The sequence below is a fragment of the Streptomyces sp. 7R007 genome, from assembly GCF_054850255.1.
In genome coordinates this window covers 273,140-288,354 of the sequence record NZ_JBTWMV010000002.1, presented here as the reverse complement: position 1 = coordinate 288,354, position 15,215 = coordinate 273,140, and the positions used below count along the sequence as shown (strand labels likewise).

The 15,215-nt window shown below is 73.9% G+C and carries 10 protein-coding genes and 2 pseudogenes; 4 read left to right on the top strand and 8 right to left on the bottom strand.

Features of this window, described 5'->3' with window-relative positions; genetic code table 11:
* Window positions 1-115: 115 nt before the first annotated feature.
* On the bottom strand, window positions 116-1,171 hold the full coding sequence (locus ACYF6T_RS04585) for a glycoside hydrolase family 5 protein (protein WP_461693585.1): 1,056 nt from the start codon (window positions 1,169-1,171) through the stop codon (window positions 116-118).
* A 325-nt stretch (window positions 1,172-1,496) separates the two neighbouring features.
* On the opposite strand from ACYF6T_RS04585, the gene ACYF6T_RS04580 reads away from it, so the two are divergent.
* Window positions 1,497-2,486 carry a LacI family DNA-binding transcriptional regulator gene (locus ACYF6T_RS04580; protein ID WP_461693722.1) on the top strand — a complete coding sequence of 330 codons (990 nt, stop codon included), beginning with the start codon at window positions 1,497-1,499 and terminating at the stop codon, window positions 2,484-2,486.
* 186 nt (window positions 2,487-2,672) lie between these two features.
* Window positions 2,673-4,460: a protein kinase domain-containing protein gene (locus ACYF6T_RS04575; protein WP_461693583.1), complete on the top strand. Its 1,788-nt coding sequence runs from the start codon at window positions 2,673-2,675 to the stop codon at window positions 4,458-4,460.
* A 27-nt stretch (window positions 4,461-4,487) separates the two neighbouring features.
* Here the strand turns inward: ACYF6T_RS04575 and ACYF6T_RS04570 are convergent, their stop codons facing one another.
* The 4 genes and pseudogenes from ACYF6T_RS04570 to ACYF6T_RS04555 all read right to left on the bottom strand — a co-directional run.
* Entirely contained in the window at window positions 4,488-6,149 is a 1,662-nt protein-coding gene (locus ACYF6T_RS04570) for a cellulase family glycosylhydrolase (protein WP_461693582.1), read from the bottom strand.
* Between the two features lie 207 nt (window positions 6,150-6,356).
* Window positions 6,357-6,863: pseudogene (locus ACYF6T_RS04565) on the bottom strand (FAD-dependent oxidoreductase); the annotation flags it as partial.
* Between the two features lie 237 nt (window positions 6,864-7,100).
* Window positions 7,101-7,652: a DinB family protein gene (locus ACYF6T_RS04560; RefSeq protein WP_461693721.1), complete on the bottom strand. Its 552-nt coding sequence runs from the start codon at window positions 7,650-7,652 to the stop codon at window positions 7,101-7,103.
* A gap of 132 nt (window positions 7,653-7,784) precedes the next feature.
* A pseudogene (locus ACYF6T_RS04555) lies at window positions 7,785-8,327 on the bottom strand (FAD-dependent monooxygenase); the annotation flags it as partial.
* Between the two features lie 300 nt (window positions 8,328-8,627).
* On the opposite strand from ACYF6T_RS04555, the gene ACYF6T_RS04550 reads away from it, so the two are divergent.
* Window positions 8,628-9,083 carry a tellurite resistance TerB family protein gene (locus ACYF6T_RS04550; protein ID WP_461693581.1) on the top strand — a complete coding sequence of 152 codons (456 nt, stop codon included), beginning with the start codon at window positions 8,628-8,630 and terminating at the stop codon, window positions 9,081-9,083.
* 109 nt (window positions 9,084-9,192) lie between these two features.
* Here the strand turns inward: ACYF6T_RS04550 and ACYF6T_RS04545 are convergent, their stop codons facing one another.
* Both ACYF6T_RS04545 and ACYF6T_RS04540 read right to left on the bottom strand, forming a co-directional pair.
* On the bottom strand, window positions 9,193-12,360 hold the full coding sequence (locus ACYF6T_RS04545) for an amidohydrolase family protein (RefSeq protein WP_461693579.1): 3,168 nt from the start codon (window positions 12,358-12,360) through the stop codon (window positions 9,193-9,195).
* 62 nt (window positions 12,361-12,422) lie between these two features.
* A complete protein-coding gene (locus tag ACYF6T_RS04540) occupies window positions 12,423-13,214 on the bottom strand; it encodes a PIG-L deacetylase family protein (RefSeq protein ID WP_461693578.1) in 792 nt (263 codons plus the stop codon).
* 394 nt (window positions 13,215-13,608) lie between these two features.
* On the opposite strand from ACYF6T_RS04540, the gene ACYF6T_RS04535 reads away from it, so the two are divergent.
* Window positions 13,609-14,541, top strand: a complete 933-nt coding sequence (locus ACYF6T_RS04535; RefSeq protein ID WP_461693576.1) for an alpha/beta hydrolase — start codon at window positions 13,609-13,611, stop codon at window positions 14,539-14,541.
* Between the two features lie 20 nt (window positions 14,542-14,561).
* Here ACYF6T_RS04535 and ACYF6T_RS04530 read toward each other — a convergent pair whose 3' ends face one another.
* On the bottom strand, window positions 14,562-15,089 hold the full coding sequence (locus ACYF6T_RS04530) for a TerD family protein (protein WP_461693575.1): 528 nt from the start codon (window positions 15,087-15,089) through the stop codon (window positions 14,562-14,564).
* Window positions 15,090-15,215: the final 126 nt, after the last annotated feature.

The window sequence follows — 15,215 nt, the reverse complement described above, 5'->3', positions numbered from 1 at the left end:
GGATTACATGCTTACACCGTTGCAGGGCGGGGCGAGGCGTTCGGGCGTACGCGGTCGGCGAACGGCCGGCCGTGCCGCGGGCAGCACGGCCGGCCGTTCGGTCCGGGCCCCGCAGTCAGGACTGCACGGGCTTCCCGCGGCCCCAGCCCCAGGCCAGCCGGTCGGCGCCGGACTGGTTGGTGGTGGCCAGCCAGGGCCGGTCGGCGGTGCCGGTCAGCTTCTGCAGCGAGTAGGTGTCGTCGGTGCGCAGCCCCGGCCAGTAGACCGAGCCCATCCTCAGCTCGCGCGCGGTGTCGGTCTCGGCCTGGATGAAGTTGACGTAGTTGTTGTCGGGCGCCGGGTGGTCGTAGTCGAGACCGGTGGTCATCGGCGCCCCGAACTCGTCGATGACGGTCCGGTTCGCGCACGTGCCGATGCGCTCCTTCAGGTCGGACACCCACTGGTCGTAGGAGGCGTAGTCCTTCCAGAAGCCGTAGTGGTGCAGCGACAGGTAGGTGCCCTTCAGGCGCGGGTCGGCGCAGACCGAGGTGACGTGGTCGTTGTAGCCGGCGCCGCTGACGAAGACGCGGTCGCGGGGGACGGCGGGGTAGGTGGCGAGCCACCGGGCGGCGATGTCGGCCCACGCGGTGTCGGTGTAGCCGTGGGGTTCGTTCATCGGCTCGAAGTAGACCCGGGGGTTGCCGTGGTAGGTCCTGACCACGGTGTCCCACATCGGCCAGAAGGTGGCCTCGTCGTCGATGAAGCCGTCCTTGCGGTCGCCGGTGCCCTCCCAGTAGGAGACGATCACCTTGAAGCCCTTGTCCGTCGCGGCGTCTATCACCCCGCGGTAGGACTTCCAGTACGCGCCGTCGACCGTGTAGGGGTTGATCGGCAGTCGCACCGTGTTGGCGCCCAGGTTCGCGCGGAACGCGGAGATGATCCGGCTCGCCTTGGCGTAGGTCTGGGCGTAGGTGTCGGAGGTCGACAGGCCGGAGAGCCGCAGCTCGTCGTCGGCGAAGTTGTCGCGCGGGTCGGCCCAGTTGACGCCCCTGAACTGGGTGGTGTCGGTGGCCGGCGCGGCGGAGGCCGGGTTGCCGACGAGGGTGGCGCCGCCGACCGCGGCGACGGCGACCGCCACGAGGGCGGCGCGCAGACGGGAGACGGGGCGGACGCTGACCGGGGACTTGCGCATCGGCTGTGCCTTTCGGGAGATGGCGGCTCGGTCGCCGTGTTTACGTAAACATCCCCTGGATGAAGCGGCGCGCGGACGCCGCGTCCGGAGGCCGCCCCGCAGAGCTGTGACGCTGCCCCCGGGCGATGTTTACGTAAACTTCGAGGCGCCGGAATCGTGGCATCCGCCCCGGCGCCCGTCAACGCTTTCCACACGTACCATCGGTCGCACGACGCCGGGGGTGAGGGACCTGAACGACCGGGAGCAGGGGCTTTCCGCGCCCGAGGGCGGTGCGCGGCGCGGCGGTTCGGGCGTGCCCGGCGACCGCCGCAAGCAGCGCGTCTCCATGGCGGACGTCGCCCGGCTCGCGGGGGTCTCCTCGCAGACGGTCTCCCGGGTGTCCAACGGCCGTCCCGGTGTGGTCGGTTCGACGCGTCAGCAGGTCCTCGCGGCGATGCGGGAGCTGGGCTACCGGCCCAACAGCGCGGCGCGCGCCCTGCGGTACGGGCAGTTCAACACCCTCGGCGTGATCCTGTTCAGCCTCTCCTCCACGGGCAACAGCCGCACCGTGGAGGCGATCGCCACCCACGCGGCGGCCGAAGGGTACGCGATCACGCTGATCCCGATCGACGTGCCGACCCAGGACAACGTGCTCGGCGCCTTCACGCGCATGGGCGAACTCGCCGTGGACGCCGTCATCGTCATCATGGAGATCCACCTCCTCGACACCGGCACGGTCCAACTGCCGCCCGGCGTGCACGTGGTGGTCGTGGACTCCGACGCCGGGGACCGTTACGGCGTGGTCGACACCGACCAGGTCGAGGGCGCCCGCACGGCCGTGCGGCACCTGCTCGACCTGGGGCACCGGACGGTGTGGCACGTCACCGGCCCCCAGGAGTCGTTCGCGGCCCAGCGCCGGACGGAAGCCTGGCGCGGGGTCCTCGAGGAGGCCGGTCGTCCGGTGCCCGCGCCGCTGCACGGCGACTGGTCGGCCGAGTCGGGATACGAGGCCGGCCTGACGCTCGCCGGCGTCCCCGGGTGCACGGCGGTGTTCGCCGCCAACGACCAGATGGCGCTGGGGCTGCTGCGGGCCTTCCACGAACGCGGCCGCTCCGTCCCCGCCGACGTCAGCGTGGTCGGCTTCGACGACATCCCCGACGCCGCGTACTTCGTCCCGCCGCTGACCACCGTCCACCAGGACTTCGCCGAGGTGGGGCGCCGCTGCGTGCGCAAGGCCCTCGACCAGATCCGCACGGGCGGCGGCTGCGGACCGGGCACGGACCTGGTGCCGACGCGGCTGGTGGTCAGGTCGAGCACGGGCGCGCCGCCGGCCTGACGGCTCCCGGGGCGCGGACCGTTCCGTGCGGGCCTGCGATTGGCCCGTCCGGGCCCGTCCCGCCGGGGTCGGCGCCTACTGCGTGCGACGGAAGTGCCGGACATCGTGACCGCGGGCCGCCGCTGGGTTAGCCTCGTCTTCCCCTTTGGCGAACTTGCGTGCGACGAAAAGAACTTCGGGGGATCCGTGTCAGAACACCGGCCGGGACCGGCGGACTCGGCGGCCAGTGAGGCCGCCGCGCTGCGGCAGACCGGCGCCTCACCCCTGCGCGACGGCGACCCGCGCCGCATCGGCCCGTACGCGGCGCTGGCGCTGCTCGGCAGCGGCGGCATGGGCCGGGTCTATCTCGCGCGCCCCGTCGACGGCAGCCCGCTGCTGGTCGCCGTGAAGGTGATCAGGCCGGAGTACGCCGACGACCCCGGGTTCCGGCGCCGCTTCGAGCGCGAGGCGTCGGTGCACGGCCGGCTGCGCACGCCGCACACGCCGAAGCTGCGCGGCACGGGATTCCAGGACGAGTTGCTGTGGATGGCCACCGAGTACGTCCCCGGCCTCGATCTGGCGGTGGCCGTACGCGAGGACGGGGCGGTCGAACCGGCCGCGGCGTGGCGGCTGCTGGCGGACGTGGGCCGGGCGCTCGTGGAACTGGGCGCCTCGGGGATCGTGCACCGGGACCTGAAGCCGTCCAACGTGCTGCTGTCGCCCTGGGGCGCCTACGTGATCGACTTCGGTCTGTCGAAGGCGGTCGACGCCAGCGCCCTGACCGGCACGGGCAACCGGGTGGGCACACCGGCCTACATGTCGCCGGAGCATCTGCGGACGGGCCGGTGCACCACGGCGTCGGACGTGTTCTCCCTGGCCGGAACGCTGGTCTACGCGGTGACGGGCCGGGCCCCGTTCGGCGACGGCACGGGCGTGGACGTGATGCACCGGGTGGCCTTCGAGGAGCCCGACGCGGACCTCCTCGGCGAGGTCGCGACGCTCGACACGGAGCTGGGCGCGCTGCTGTCGGCGTGCCTGGCCAAGGAGCCCGAGCGGCGGCCCACGGCGCAGGACCTCGTCAACGCGGCCGCGGAGCACACCGGTCCGGCCATCTGGCCCCCGGCGCTGCGCGCCCGGGTGGCGGAACGGGAGCGGGCGTTCGAGGTGCTGCGCAGTCTGCCGCCGGAGCGGGTGCGGGCGCCGCGAGGGGCGGAGGGCGGCCCGCAGCCCGGGCAGGGCGGTCCGGCGACCGGCGAGCCGGACACCGGCCACGAACCGGCGGCTCGACAGCCCGTCGCCGCGCACTTATCCGAGGAGGACGAGATCAGCGGGGCGGCGCCCTCGGCCGCCGGCGGCGCCCGGGTGTGGATGCGGAGGAAGCCGGTGCTGGCCGTCGCCGCCGGCGTGGTCGTGTGCGTGGTGGCCGGGACCGTCGTACTCGGTCGCGAGGACGCCCCCGCCACCGCGTCGCCCCCCGGCTCCCGGACCACGGCCGGCGCCACGTCCGGCACCTCCGTCCTCCCCCTGGCCCCCGGCGCCTCGGGCCGCGCGTCGGCCGCGTCCGGCACGAGCGTCGACGGCAACGCCTCGGGTGCCGCCGTCCCGGGCGGCACCGAAGCCGCCGGCAGCACCGGCGCCGGCCGGCCCGCCACCGCCTCCGCCGCGGGCGCCGACCCGAGCGCCCCCGCCACCGTCGCCGCGAGCCCGTCGCCGAGCGATTCGCCCGCCGCCACCCCCGGGGACGCGCCCTGGAACTCGGAGTGCGCCTACTACCCCGGTTACGGCCGCACCAGCGAGGGCGACAGCGGCAAACGCGTGCTCCAGGTCCAGTGCATGCTGACCGAACGCGGCTACAGCGTGGGCGATTCGGGCGTCGACGGCTACTTCGGCGCTGATACGGAGGCCGCCGTGGAGAACTTCCAGAGCGCCCGGGGCCTGGACGCCGACGGCGTGGTGGACCACGGCACCTGGACGGCACTGCGCAGCACCGAGTGAGGCGCCCGGCACTGCGCAGCCGGTGCGTCAACTCGTCGTGCACGTACTGCCGTTGAGGGTGAAGGCGGTCGGCGCGGTGTTCGTGGACCCCTTGGCGGCGATGAAGCCGACCGTGACCTTGCCGCCGGCGGCGATGCTGCTCGTGTAGGAAGCGGGGGTGACGGTGACGGCACCGCCGCTCTGGCTGGGCGTGCCGCCCCACATGGTGGAGACGGTCTGGCCGTCGGCGAAGGCGAAGGCGAGGGTCCAGCCGTTGATGGCGGTGGCACCGGTGTTGCCGATGGTGATCTCGCCCTGGAAGCCGCCCGGCCACTCCCCCACGATCCGGTAGCCGACGGAGCAGGCGAGGACCGGCGCCTTGGCGGTGGTGACGGTCACCGTGGCCGAGCGGGCCGAGCGGTTGCCGGCCGCGTCACGGGCGTAGACGGCGAAGGTGTACGCGGTGTCGGCGGTGAGCCCGGACACCGTGGCGGTGTTGGTGGTGGCGGTGGCCACCCGGGTCTCGGTGCCGCTCGCGACCCGTACGACGTCGTAGGCGCTGACCCCGACGTTGTCGGTGGACGCGGTCCAGCCGAGGGTGACGGAGGTGGCCGTCACCGCGGCGGCGGCCGGGGTGCCGGGCGTGGTGGGGGCCTGGGTGTCGGCGGAGCCGCCGCTGAAGACGGTGGCTTCCCTGGCGGTCCGCGCGATGCCGTTGGCGCCGTTGAAGATGCGCTGGCCCCACGAACTGAGCTGGGTGGGGTCGAAGTTGAGGGCCAGGTCGAGGACGGGGTCGGTGTTGCCGCTCCAGGACCAGGCCAGGTAGCCGAGGCCGAGCTGCTGGGCCGTGGCCATGATGGTGTCCTCGTCCGGGTCGCCGTACTGGTCGGCTGGGCCACCGAACTCGCCGACCAGGATGGGGAGTCTGGCGTCGACGAAGGCGTGCAGGTAGTCGGTGATCTCCTGGGCGGTGTCGAAGACGCTGTACATGTGGATCGAGAAGATCAGGTTGCCGGTGGGGTCGGCGGCGTACACCGACTGGGCGTTGGCCCGCATGACGCCCTGCCAGTCCTGGCCCCAGTTGGGCGCGTCCACCATCAGGGTGTGCTCGAACCCGGCGGCGCGCAGCTTCTTGACGGCGGCGATGGTGGGGGCGGTCCAGCCGTCGGGGTCGGTGTTGCCCCAGGGCTCGTTGCCGATGTTGATGACGATGTAGTTCTCCTGGCCGGCGAGCACGTCCTTCAGGCCGATCCAGTAGTCGGCCGCCTCGTCGAGCGTGCCGGCCGCGCTGTCCTCGCCGTAGCCGGTGGTGTCGTGCACCTCCAGCACGCAGATGAGCCGGTTGGCCTTGCACTGGGCGACGACGTCGGCCACGTCGGCGGCGCCGTCGGCGCTCCAGCGGTGGCCGTCGGCGAGCACGACGCGGACCGTGTTGGCGCCGAGGGCCTTGATGTCGGCGAGCGACTGCCGGGTCCTGTCGGGGTACCAGGTGTGGGCGTGGTTGACGCCGCGCATGATGAAGTCGTTGCCGTTGCCCTCCAGCAGGCGGCCGTCGCCGATGTGCAGGCCGACGGCCTGGACGGCGGGCGAGGCGGGCTGGGCGGCCGCGGGGAACGCCGCGCCGACGAGGGCGAGGCCGAAGAGGGCCGCGAGGGCGGCCAGAAGGGCGGCCAAGGGGCGGGTGCGGGTCGTGCTTCTTGTTGATCTCACTACGGCTCCAAGGAGTGAGCGCCAAGAAGTGCAGGCTTCCGGATAGGTGGTGGGAGCGCTCCCATGAAGCCACTTTGCCAAGTACACGTCAAGCCGTTGAGGTGAGGGATGCACATGGCCGCTGCCGGGCGGTGGCTTGAGCAACGGCGGTACGAGGGCTCGCCTCGCGGTCACGTGGACGGACCCGGCTCACCCGATCTGCCCTGCTCACCCGGCCCGGGTGAAGAACTCGATGAGGCTGTACGGGGCGTTCTCGCCGATGCAGAGGTCGAGGGTGTCCTCGGCGGCGACCTCGGCGCTGCGCGGGAACATGGCCTCCTCCTACACGGTGAGCGCGGCCTCGATGTCATCGGGGTGCGCGGCCCGGGTCTGGCCGAGTTCGGAGCCGTCGGACAGCGCGAGGTTGGCGCCCTCGCCGTTGGGCGGCATCAGGTGGGCGCTGTCGCCGACCAGGGTGGCGCCGGGGACGCGCTCCCAGCGGTGCCGGACGGGCAGGGTGTGCGGGCTGCGCAGGACCGGCGGTGTGTCGCCGTCGGCGATCAGCGCGGTGAGTTCCGGCGCCCAGCCGTCGAACTCCGCGGCGATCCGGGCCTTCGCCGCGTCGGCGTCGGTGAAGCCGATGTCCGCGAACCACTCGCGGTCCTTGGTGAGTTGGGCGTACGTGCGCAGGACGCCGTTCGGTTCCCGGTGCCCCCGAGCGCCCGCACCCGGCGCCCGATGCGTTCGCCCCCGGCAAGGCGATCGCCGCGCCCCGACACCGTGGCGACGGCGTGGACGCGGCTCGATCCCGAGGAGTACCGGTTCACGCGCGAGGTCGCCGGGCAGCTGCGCGACCACGACGACCGCGAGGACTTCGCCGCCGGCATCGACGTGATCCTGACCGGGATCGCCGCACACCACTGGACGGCCGGCTGAGCCACGCCGGGTGCGAGCCGGCTCGGCCGCCGGTGATCACACGCCGACCGCTCCGTCGATGCGTTCGCGGATCAGGTCGGCGTGGCCGTTGTGACGGGCGTACTCCTCGATCATGTGGATGATCACCCAGCGCAGGGAGACGGTGCCCCGCCACGCGTCCCGGCCCTCGACGTCGAGGTGCGGCGCGTCGGCGACGAACGCCTGCGCGAAGGCGACTTCGGCGTCCCAGGCGGCCCAGGACGCCTCGACGACCTCGGGATCGGGGCTCGCCCCGTCGAAGTCGCCCTCGGGGACGTCCGCCGAGGAGAAGCGCAGTTCGACGTCCTGTCCGGCGAGTACCGCACGGAACCAGCGGCGTTCCACGTCGGCGAGGTGCCGGACGAGGCCGAGCAGCGAGAGCGAGGACGGGGACACGGACCGCCGCGCCAACTCGGGCCCCAGACCGGAGCACTTCAGTCTCAGCGTTTCGCGCTGGGCGTCGAGCACGGCCACCAGCATGGTCCGTTCGTCGCCGGTGGCGGGGCCGGTGAACCGGTGCTCGCTGCCGGTGCCGTCGAACAGTTCGATCCGTCGGTCGGGAATCTTCATGCCCGCATCATGGGCGCCGGCGGCCGCCCGGGGAACACGGGGTGGGCTCACCGGACGGGTGCGCCCGCCCAGGCGCAGGGCGGCTTCCAGCGCCGGGACGGCGGCGGTGTCCTCGGCGTCGCAGGCCCAGGCGACCACCCCGTCCGGTCGCACCAGAACGCCGGCCGGCGTCGCGGGGGCGTCGGTGACCCGTCCGGCCCGGGCGGCGGCGAGACGGGCGAGGGTGCCGTCCGCGGTGCGGTCCAGGAGCAGTGACCCGCCGCGGTGACCGTGGTCGGCCAGGCGGGAGCCGTCCTCAAGCCACAGGTCGGGAGCGTGCCGGCCGGCCGGCGGGTGGTCGCCGGGCAGGTCGACGCGCTGGGTGACGCCGGAGACCTTCTTGACCGCGTACGTCGTGCCGTCCCGGGTGCTCAGCAGGTCGGCGACGATGTCGCGCAACGCGGCCGACTTGGCGTCTCCGCGCAGCACGCCGATCTGGGCGCGCGTCCAGTCCAGCACCCGGGCCCCGAGCGGCCGGCGTTCGGTGTCGTAGGTGTCGAGCAGGTCCTCGGGCGCCCACCCGGCGATCACCGCGCCGAGCTTCCGGCCGGGGTTCGTCGCGTCGCCGACGCCGAGGTTGAGGCCCTGGCCGCCGAAGGGCGGGTGCACGTGCGCGGCGTCGCCGGCCAGGAACACCCGCCCCTTGCGGTAGGCCGCCGCCTGGCGGGTGTTGTCGGTCCAGCGGGTCGGGGTGGCGCGCCAGCGCGGTCAGGGTGACGTCGGTGCCCGAGGCGCAGGGCGGCCTGTACGTCCTCCAGGGTGACCGGCGTCGACCGGTCCGCGGGCGGGGCGTCGAACTCCACGGTGGCCACCCTGATGGTCGACGGCCTGGCACAGGGCTGGTGAACATCCCCGGAACAGGCGGAACTTACCTGACGTGCCGCGAGTTTCCACGGTGCCGTATGCCTGTTACGACCATCAACGCATGGAGTTCTCATGGCCCTGTGGGACCGCTTCAAGGAGTCCGCGTCGCAGATGCAGACGCAGCTCGTGGCGAAGAAGAACGACCTCAAGAGCGGTGCCTTTCGCGACGCGAGCATGGCGATGTGCGCGCTGGTCGCCGCGGCCGACGGCACGATCGACCCGGCGGAGCGGCAGCGCGTGGCCCAGCTCATCGCGACCAACGAGGTGCTGCAGAACTTCCCCGCCGACGATCTGCGCCGCCGTTTCGAGGAGAACCTGGGCAAGCTGACCGCGGACTTCGCCTTCGGCAAGGTCAGCGTGTTGCAGGAGATCGCCAAGGCGAAGAAGAAGCCTGCCGAGGCGCGGGCCGTCATCCAGATCGGCATCGTGATCGGCGGCGCCGACGGCGACTTCGACAAGACCGAGCAGGCCGTCGTCCGTGAGGCGTGCTTCACCCTGGACCTGCCGCCGCACGAGTTCGACCTCTGACCCGTTCCCGCCGCGTTCCGAGGCCGCCCACGCGGTCGTGGCGCCGGCCGTTCGCCCGCACGGCCGGCGCCACCTCGCCGGGACTTCCTCCGGCCGGCCCCGGCCGGGCTCAGCCCGTCGCGTGGCCGTCGCAGCAACCGTCGCGGCGCATCAGCCGGCCCACCCGCAGCCAGTCCTCCCGTACGGCCACCGGCTCGAAGGCGGCGACCAACTCCTCGGTGGTGTACGGCACTCCGCCCCTGAGGACCGACACGGTCCGCACGAGGGTGGCGAAGTCGGTGAAGGGGTCGCCGTCGACCACGGTCAGGTCGGCGAGTCTGCCCTCCTCGACGGTGCCGAGGTCCTGGTCGAGCCCGAACAGCCGGGCCGGCAGGACGGTCGCCGTGCGCAGTGCCTGCGCCGGGGACAGACCGCCCTGGTGCAGGGCGCGCAGGCCCAGGTGGAGGGCGAGGCCGACGGGGACGAGCGGCTGGTCCGTGCCGAGGGCGACCAGACCGCCGCCGGCCAGCACGCGCCGGTAGACGTCGGTCTCCGTGCGCAGGACGGCGAGTTGGGCGGCGGTGGGCGCGACACCGGCCGCCTGCCGGACGGTGGCGGTGTCCCACGGCGGCATCACCACCGTGACCCGGGGATCGTCGGCGAGGGACGGGTCCGCGCCGAGAAGCGGCACGGCGCTGAACGGCGTGGCGATGAGGGAGAAGCGGACACCGCGCGCGGTGTAGATCTCCACGACGTCCTGGTAGGCGTGTCCCGTGGCCGTGACGGCATGCCCGAACTCGGCGCGCTGCGTGGCCTGCAGATGGGTCGTCAGGTCCTGGCCGAGCTGCACGCCGGGGGAGAGCAGGTGCCCTCCGGTGCGCACGCCGAGCCGCTCGTGGGCGAACCGCGCCGCCTCCTTCATCACCCAACCCGGCGCCCGTACATAGGTCTTGACGAAGTCCCAGTCCAGCGCGGCACCGCGCGCCAGCGAACGCCGCAGTCCCTGCCGGGTGCGGTGGGCGCGGCCCATGCTGTAGGCGACGCGGGCCCCGTCGAGGAGTTCGCCGGTGGCCAGCAGCCGGGGCCCGGCGAGTTGCCCGGCGGCCACCGTCTCGCGCACGCGGGCCTGTTCGTAGGCGAAGCCGCCGAGGGAGACGGCGGTGGTGATGCCGTAGGTGAGCTGGCCGACGGTCTGGCGTCCGCCGTAGGTGCTCTGCCAGGGGTGGGTGTGGGTGTCCCACAGTCCGGGGACGACCGTACGGTCGGAGGCGTCCACGCGCCGGAGGGCCTCGCGCCGTGCGGAGCGGTGCGGCTCCACCGCCGCGATCCGTCCGCCGCGTACGACGATGTCGACGTCGTCGCGGGTCGTCTCGCCGGTGCCGTCCCACAGCCTGCCGGCGTGCACCACGACGTCGGCGGGGGTGGGCCGGGGCGCGTCGAGCGGCACGCGTACGGTGCGCGGCGCGCCGCCGTCGACGCCGATCAGCCGGAGCCGGCCGGCGGAGAGGTACAGCAGCGTGGCGGAGTCGGCGGACCAGGAGGGGTGGTCGGCCGGTTCGGCGGTGAGGGTGTGCAGGTCGCCGCGCGGGGCGCCGTCGGCGTCGACCGGCACCAGACACAGCGCCGACTCGACGATCACCGCCATCCAGCGGCCGTCGGGTGACCAGACGGGCCCCGAGTCGTACCGGTCGGCGATCGAGGTGTGCGGCGCCACCGCGTGCAGCCGGTCTGCGCCGGTCGCGGTGTCGACGACGCGGACCAGGTTGTAGCCCTCCCGGAAGCGGGAGTTGAGGCGGTTGCGGTCGCACAGGGCGAGGTGGCGGCCGTCGGGCGACCAGCTGGGGCGGCCGGGCAGCCCGCCGCCGCCCAGGGGCGCGGCCAGGACGCGTTCCTCGCCGGTCGCCAGGTCGCGGACCAGGAGGTGGCCGGTCAGGTCGAGGCAGGCCAGCCGGCGGCCGTCGGGCGAGAGCGCCGGGTGGACCCGGCCGCCGGTGGCGAGGGCGCTCTCCGCTCCGGTGGCCAGATCGTGCCGGTACACCCCGAGGAGGCCGTCCCGGTCGTCGGCGTACACGAGCGATCGCCCGTCGGGCGCCCAGGAGGGCCCGAGGAGGTACCGGGTGAGCGCCGACCGGTGCAGCCGCCTGGGCGGCCGTCCGCCCGAACTCCCCGCCAGCCACAGCGAGTCGAGCGCGGCGAAGGCGATCTGCCGGCCGTCGGGCGACAGCGCGGGCAGATGGACGCCGCGCACCGGCCGCGCCCGCCCCTCCCCCAGGTCGTACCGCTTGGTCCGGTACCGCGGCCGCCGCACGGGAAGCACGCCGTCGAAGGGCAGCGTCCGCGGCTGCGCGGGATCGTCCGGTCGTACGAGGGTGAAGGCGCCGTCGACCGTCAGGAGCAGCTCCCCCTCGGGCGTCCAGCGCGGGGGCACCGGGGCGATGTCACCGGTGACGGGGACGCGGCGGCCGTCGACGACGAGGGTGCAGGAGACGTTCGGGGAGGGGGTGGTGCGCAGGAGGGCCAGTCGGCCGTCGGGGGCGAGGGCGGGCGTCATGAGCTGCGCGGCCTCGGTCTCCGTGTACCGGACGGCGACCGGGCCGGCGCCGTCGGCGGGGACGGCGGCGATCGTGCGGGCGTCCACGCTCAGGCCCAGGGAGGTGGTGACCGTCTTCGCGCGGACGAACAGGATGTGCGTGCCGTCCGGTGTCCAGGTGGGGTCGAAGTCCTCCCACGGGCCGTCCTGGAGGGGGCCGTCCTGGCCGGTCAGACCGGTGACGCGGCTGATGCGGCCGGTGCCCAGGTCGAGGACGTGGATGCGGTACGGGCTGCCGGCCACGGGGTCGCCGCCGCGTTCGGAGGAGAAGGCGAGCCGGGTGCCGTCCGGCGACCAGGCCGGGCCTCGGTCGTCCCAGGGGCCGTCGGTGCGCCGCCGCAGGCCGGAGCCGTCGGGGCGCACGGTCCACAGGTGGAACCGGCCGTCCCGGTAGGCGGAGAAGGCGACGAGGGTGCCGTCCGGGGAGTGGGTGGGGCGGCCTGGTTCCAGGTCGGCCGGGGTGAGCGGGCGGGCGGTGCCGCCGGTGCGGGGCAGGGACCACAGGGTGCCCTGCACCTCGGCGACGAGCCCGCCGCCGGTGGGGTCCAGGGTCGCCGAGCCGTTGGTGGCGCGGGTGAACGCCAGGGAAGTGGTGGCGGTGGTGGCGTCGGCCGCCGCGGGAAGCGCGCCCACGAGGGGTACGGCGCCCGCGGCGGCGAGGAGTTGACGACGGGTCGGACGGAAGGAACTGCTCCAGTCACGGGCCATGGCAGTACACACTGGCGTACCGGCAGCCCCGCCTCAACGACATCCACGGCCAACTGTGGTGCTCACTGTTCCCAGGGCGGCGGCCCCTGGAAGGCGATCCAGTGCACGTCGAACAGGACCGCGGCCTCGACACCCAGCGCCGGGCCGCCCCGCTGGGCCGCCCAGGTCAGGAAGGGGCGGGGCTCGAAGCCCTGGGCGCCGAGGCCCTTGGTGTACTCGGCGTGCGCGGCCAGCGAGGCGATGCCGCGCTCCAGCGGCTCCCCGGTGACGTCGACGCCGTGGGTGGGCCGGTCGGCGCCGCCGACGCAGACGAAGCGGATGCCGCCCCAGGGCTGGAGGCCCTCCTCGGCCAGTTCCGGGAAGATCCACCGGTTGCCGGCGTCCCGCGCCGCGTCCAGCGCGGCCAGGCCCACCACGCGGTGGTCGGCCTGGTTGGTCATCCCGGCGACCATCCGGACGGCGTACGGCCCCGAGACCAGGATGTCGGGCCGGTGCCTGCGGACGGACCGCACGATGTCCCGGCGCAGGGCCGGGCCGTACTCGACGATTCCGTCGCGGTGGTCGAGGAACTCCACGTCGGTGACGCCGACTTCACGCGCCCCGGCCCGCTCCTCGGCCTCGCGCAGCGGTCCCGCCTGGTCGGGGTGCAGTGCGTCGATGCCCGCCTCGCCCCGGGTGACGAGCAAGTACGCGACCTGCTTGCCCTGGGCCGTCCAGCGGGCGACGGCCGACGCCGTCCCGTACTCGATGTCGTCCGGATGCGCCGCCACGACCAGACAGCGTTCCCAGTCCTCCGGCAGTGGCGGCAACGGGCCCTGGGCGCCGAATCCGTCCATATCGTCGCGAGTCGTCATACCTCGCATCATGACGCCTGTGCGGCCTTCCCGGCAGGGGAACGCCCGCTTCAGTCGCCCCTCATCAGCATCCGACAGCCGACGCCGAGGCCGTCACACCCCAGCAGCCCGGCCAGCCGACCGGTCGGCACGGCACGCGTGTCGTCAGGCGGCCGCCTCGGGCGGGTACTCACACACCAGCCGGAACCGCTCGCGGAAGGCCGCCGCGCCCGCACGGACGTTGACGTACGTCCACGGCATCGCCGCGGGCGGCGTGGGGCGCGCCGAGGGTGTCGTAGAGGGCCATGACGGTCAGTTCAGAAGTGCCTCCCGGCCCCTCTGCGCGCCTGAACACCCTTTCCGCGCACGCCGTGTTGGGCCGCGGCCCGCCGATCACGGTGGCATCCTGGCCTCCGTGTCCGAACCCACGCCTCCGTCCCTGGCCGATGCCGAACTGACCGCCTTCGTCAGCGCCGTTCGACGGGATCCGGGTCCTCCCGCCCGGGTCGTGGGCGCGGTGGAGCTGCGGCGCGCGCAGCGGCTGCGGGCCGAGGCCCGGCCGCCGGGGCCCCGGGTCGAGCACGTCGAGGATCTGCCGGCCGGCGGATCGCCGGCCGTGCGGGCCCGGCTCTACCGTCCGTCGGCCGCCTCCCGCCCGCTGGTGGTGTTCCTGCACGGCGGGATGTGGACGATCGGCGATCTGGAATCGCACGACCGGGCCTGCCGCCGGCTGGCGCTCGCCACCGGCGCGGCCGTGCTGGGCGTCGACTACCGCCGGGCTCCCGAGCACCCGTGGCCGGCCGCCGTCGACGACTGTGTGGCCGTCCTGCGGTGGGCGGCGGCCGACGGCGGGCCGGTCGTCGTGATGGGCGACAGTGCCGGCGGGAACCTCGCCGCCCTGGCCTGCCTGCGCCTGCGCGACGAGGGCGGGCCGGTGCCGGCCGCCCAGGTGCTGGCGTACCCCAACACCGATCTCACCCTCTCCTCCCCCAGCGCCCGGACGAAGGCCACGGGGTGGGGGCTGACGACCGACGACGTCGCGTGGGGGGCCGAGCAGTGGGTCCCGGACCCGGCCCGGCGGGCCGACCCCCGGGTGAGCCCGCTGCACGCCGCCGACCTGGGCGGGTTGCCGCCCGCCGTCGTCGTCACCGCCGAGCACGACCCGCTGCGGGACGAGGGCGACGCCTATGCGGCGCGGCTCGCCGAGGCGGGCGTCGCGGTCCGGCACCGCTGCGAGGCCGGGATGGTCCACGGGTTCCTGACACTCGACACCCTGTCCCCCGCCGCGGCACAGGCGGGAGACAGGGTGTTCGCGGAGGTCGCGGACCTGCTGGACGGCGTGCGCTGACGACCACAGGTCCGGGTGCGCTACCGTGCGCGTCCCATCTCCGCCGTGAACGCCACCGGGTCGGTGTCGAACCCCCGGATCATCTCCCGCAGTCCCCAGGCTCCGGACGCGTCGCGGCTGAACTCCACGACCGTGGCCGCCGTGGCGTCGGCGACCTGTGTGAAGTCGTCCGCCAGCAGCTGCCGGTAGCCCTCGACGACGACCACCCCCGCGTTGGACATGTCGCCGAACGTCCGCGGGCCGCCGTCCTGGTGGATCGCCACGCCGACCACCACCCGCCCGTAGACGGGCGACAGCCGGTCGAACTCCAGCACCATCACCTCGACGAACCCGTAGCCCATGCCGGTCTCGCTGTGCCGGCTCATGTTGATCGTGCCGTCGGGCGACCGGCTCTCGGTGTGGACGACGTACACCGGCTTCCCGTAGGGATCGTCCGCCGCGTAGGTCGTGGCCATGATGTCGAGGTGCCGGGGCGGTTCCCCGTACGGGCTCGGGTCCCACCGGAGCTTCACCTCGACCTTGCCGAGCCCCTTGCCGCCATCGTTCACCTTGCAACTCCCCGTCAGAGAACCGCGGGACACCCCCGCATCGTCAAGTATGTGCTCTGACCAGGCTTTTGATGCGTCTCTGACGGGCTTGTCACGCAGCCCGGGACACGGAGCCCGCGACGGCGG

Excerpts from the sequence above, each read along its gene's own strand:
- ACYF6T_RS04585 (WP_461693585.1), bottom strand. The coding sequence starts at position 1,171 with ATGCGCAAGTCCCCGGTCAGCGTCCGCCCCGTCTCCCGTCTGCGCGCC.
- ACYF6T_RS04580 (WP_461693722.1), top strand. The coding sequence starts at position 1,497 with ATGGCGGACGTCGCCCGGCTCGCGGGGGTCTCCTCGCAGACGGTCTCC.
- ACYF6T_RS04560 (WP_461693721.1), bottom strand. The coding sequence starts at position 7,652 with ATGAAGATTCCCGACCGACGGATCGAACTGTTCGACGGCACCGGCAGC.
- ACYF6T_RS04550 (WP_461693581.1), top strand. The coding sequence starts at position 8,628 with ATGGCCCTGTGGGACCGCTTCAAGGAGTCCGCGTCGCAGATGCAGACG.
- ACYF6T_RS04545 (WP_461693579.1), bottom strand. The coding sequence starts at position 12,360 with ATGGCCCGTGACTGGAGCAGTTCCTTCCGTCCGACCCGTCGTCAACTC.
- ACYF6T_RS04540 (WP_461693578.1), bottom strand. The coding sequence starts at position 13,214 with ATGACGACTCGCGACGATATGGACGGATTCGGCGCCCAGGGCCCGTTG.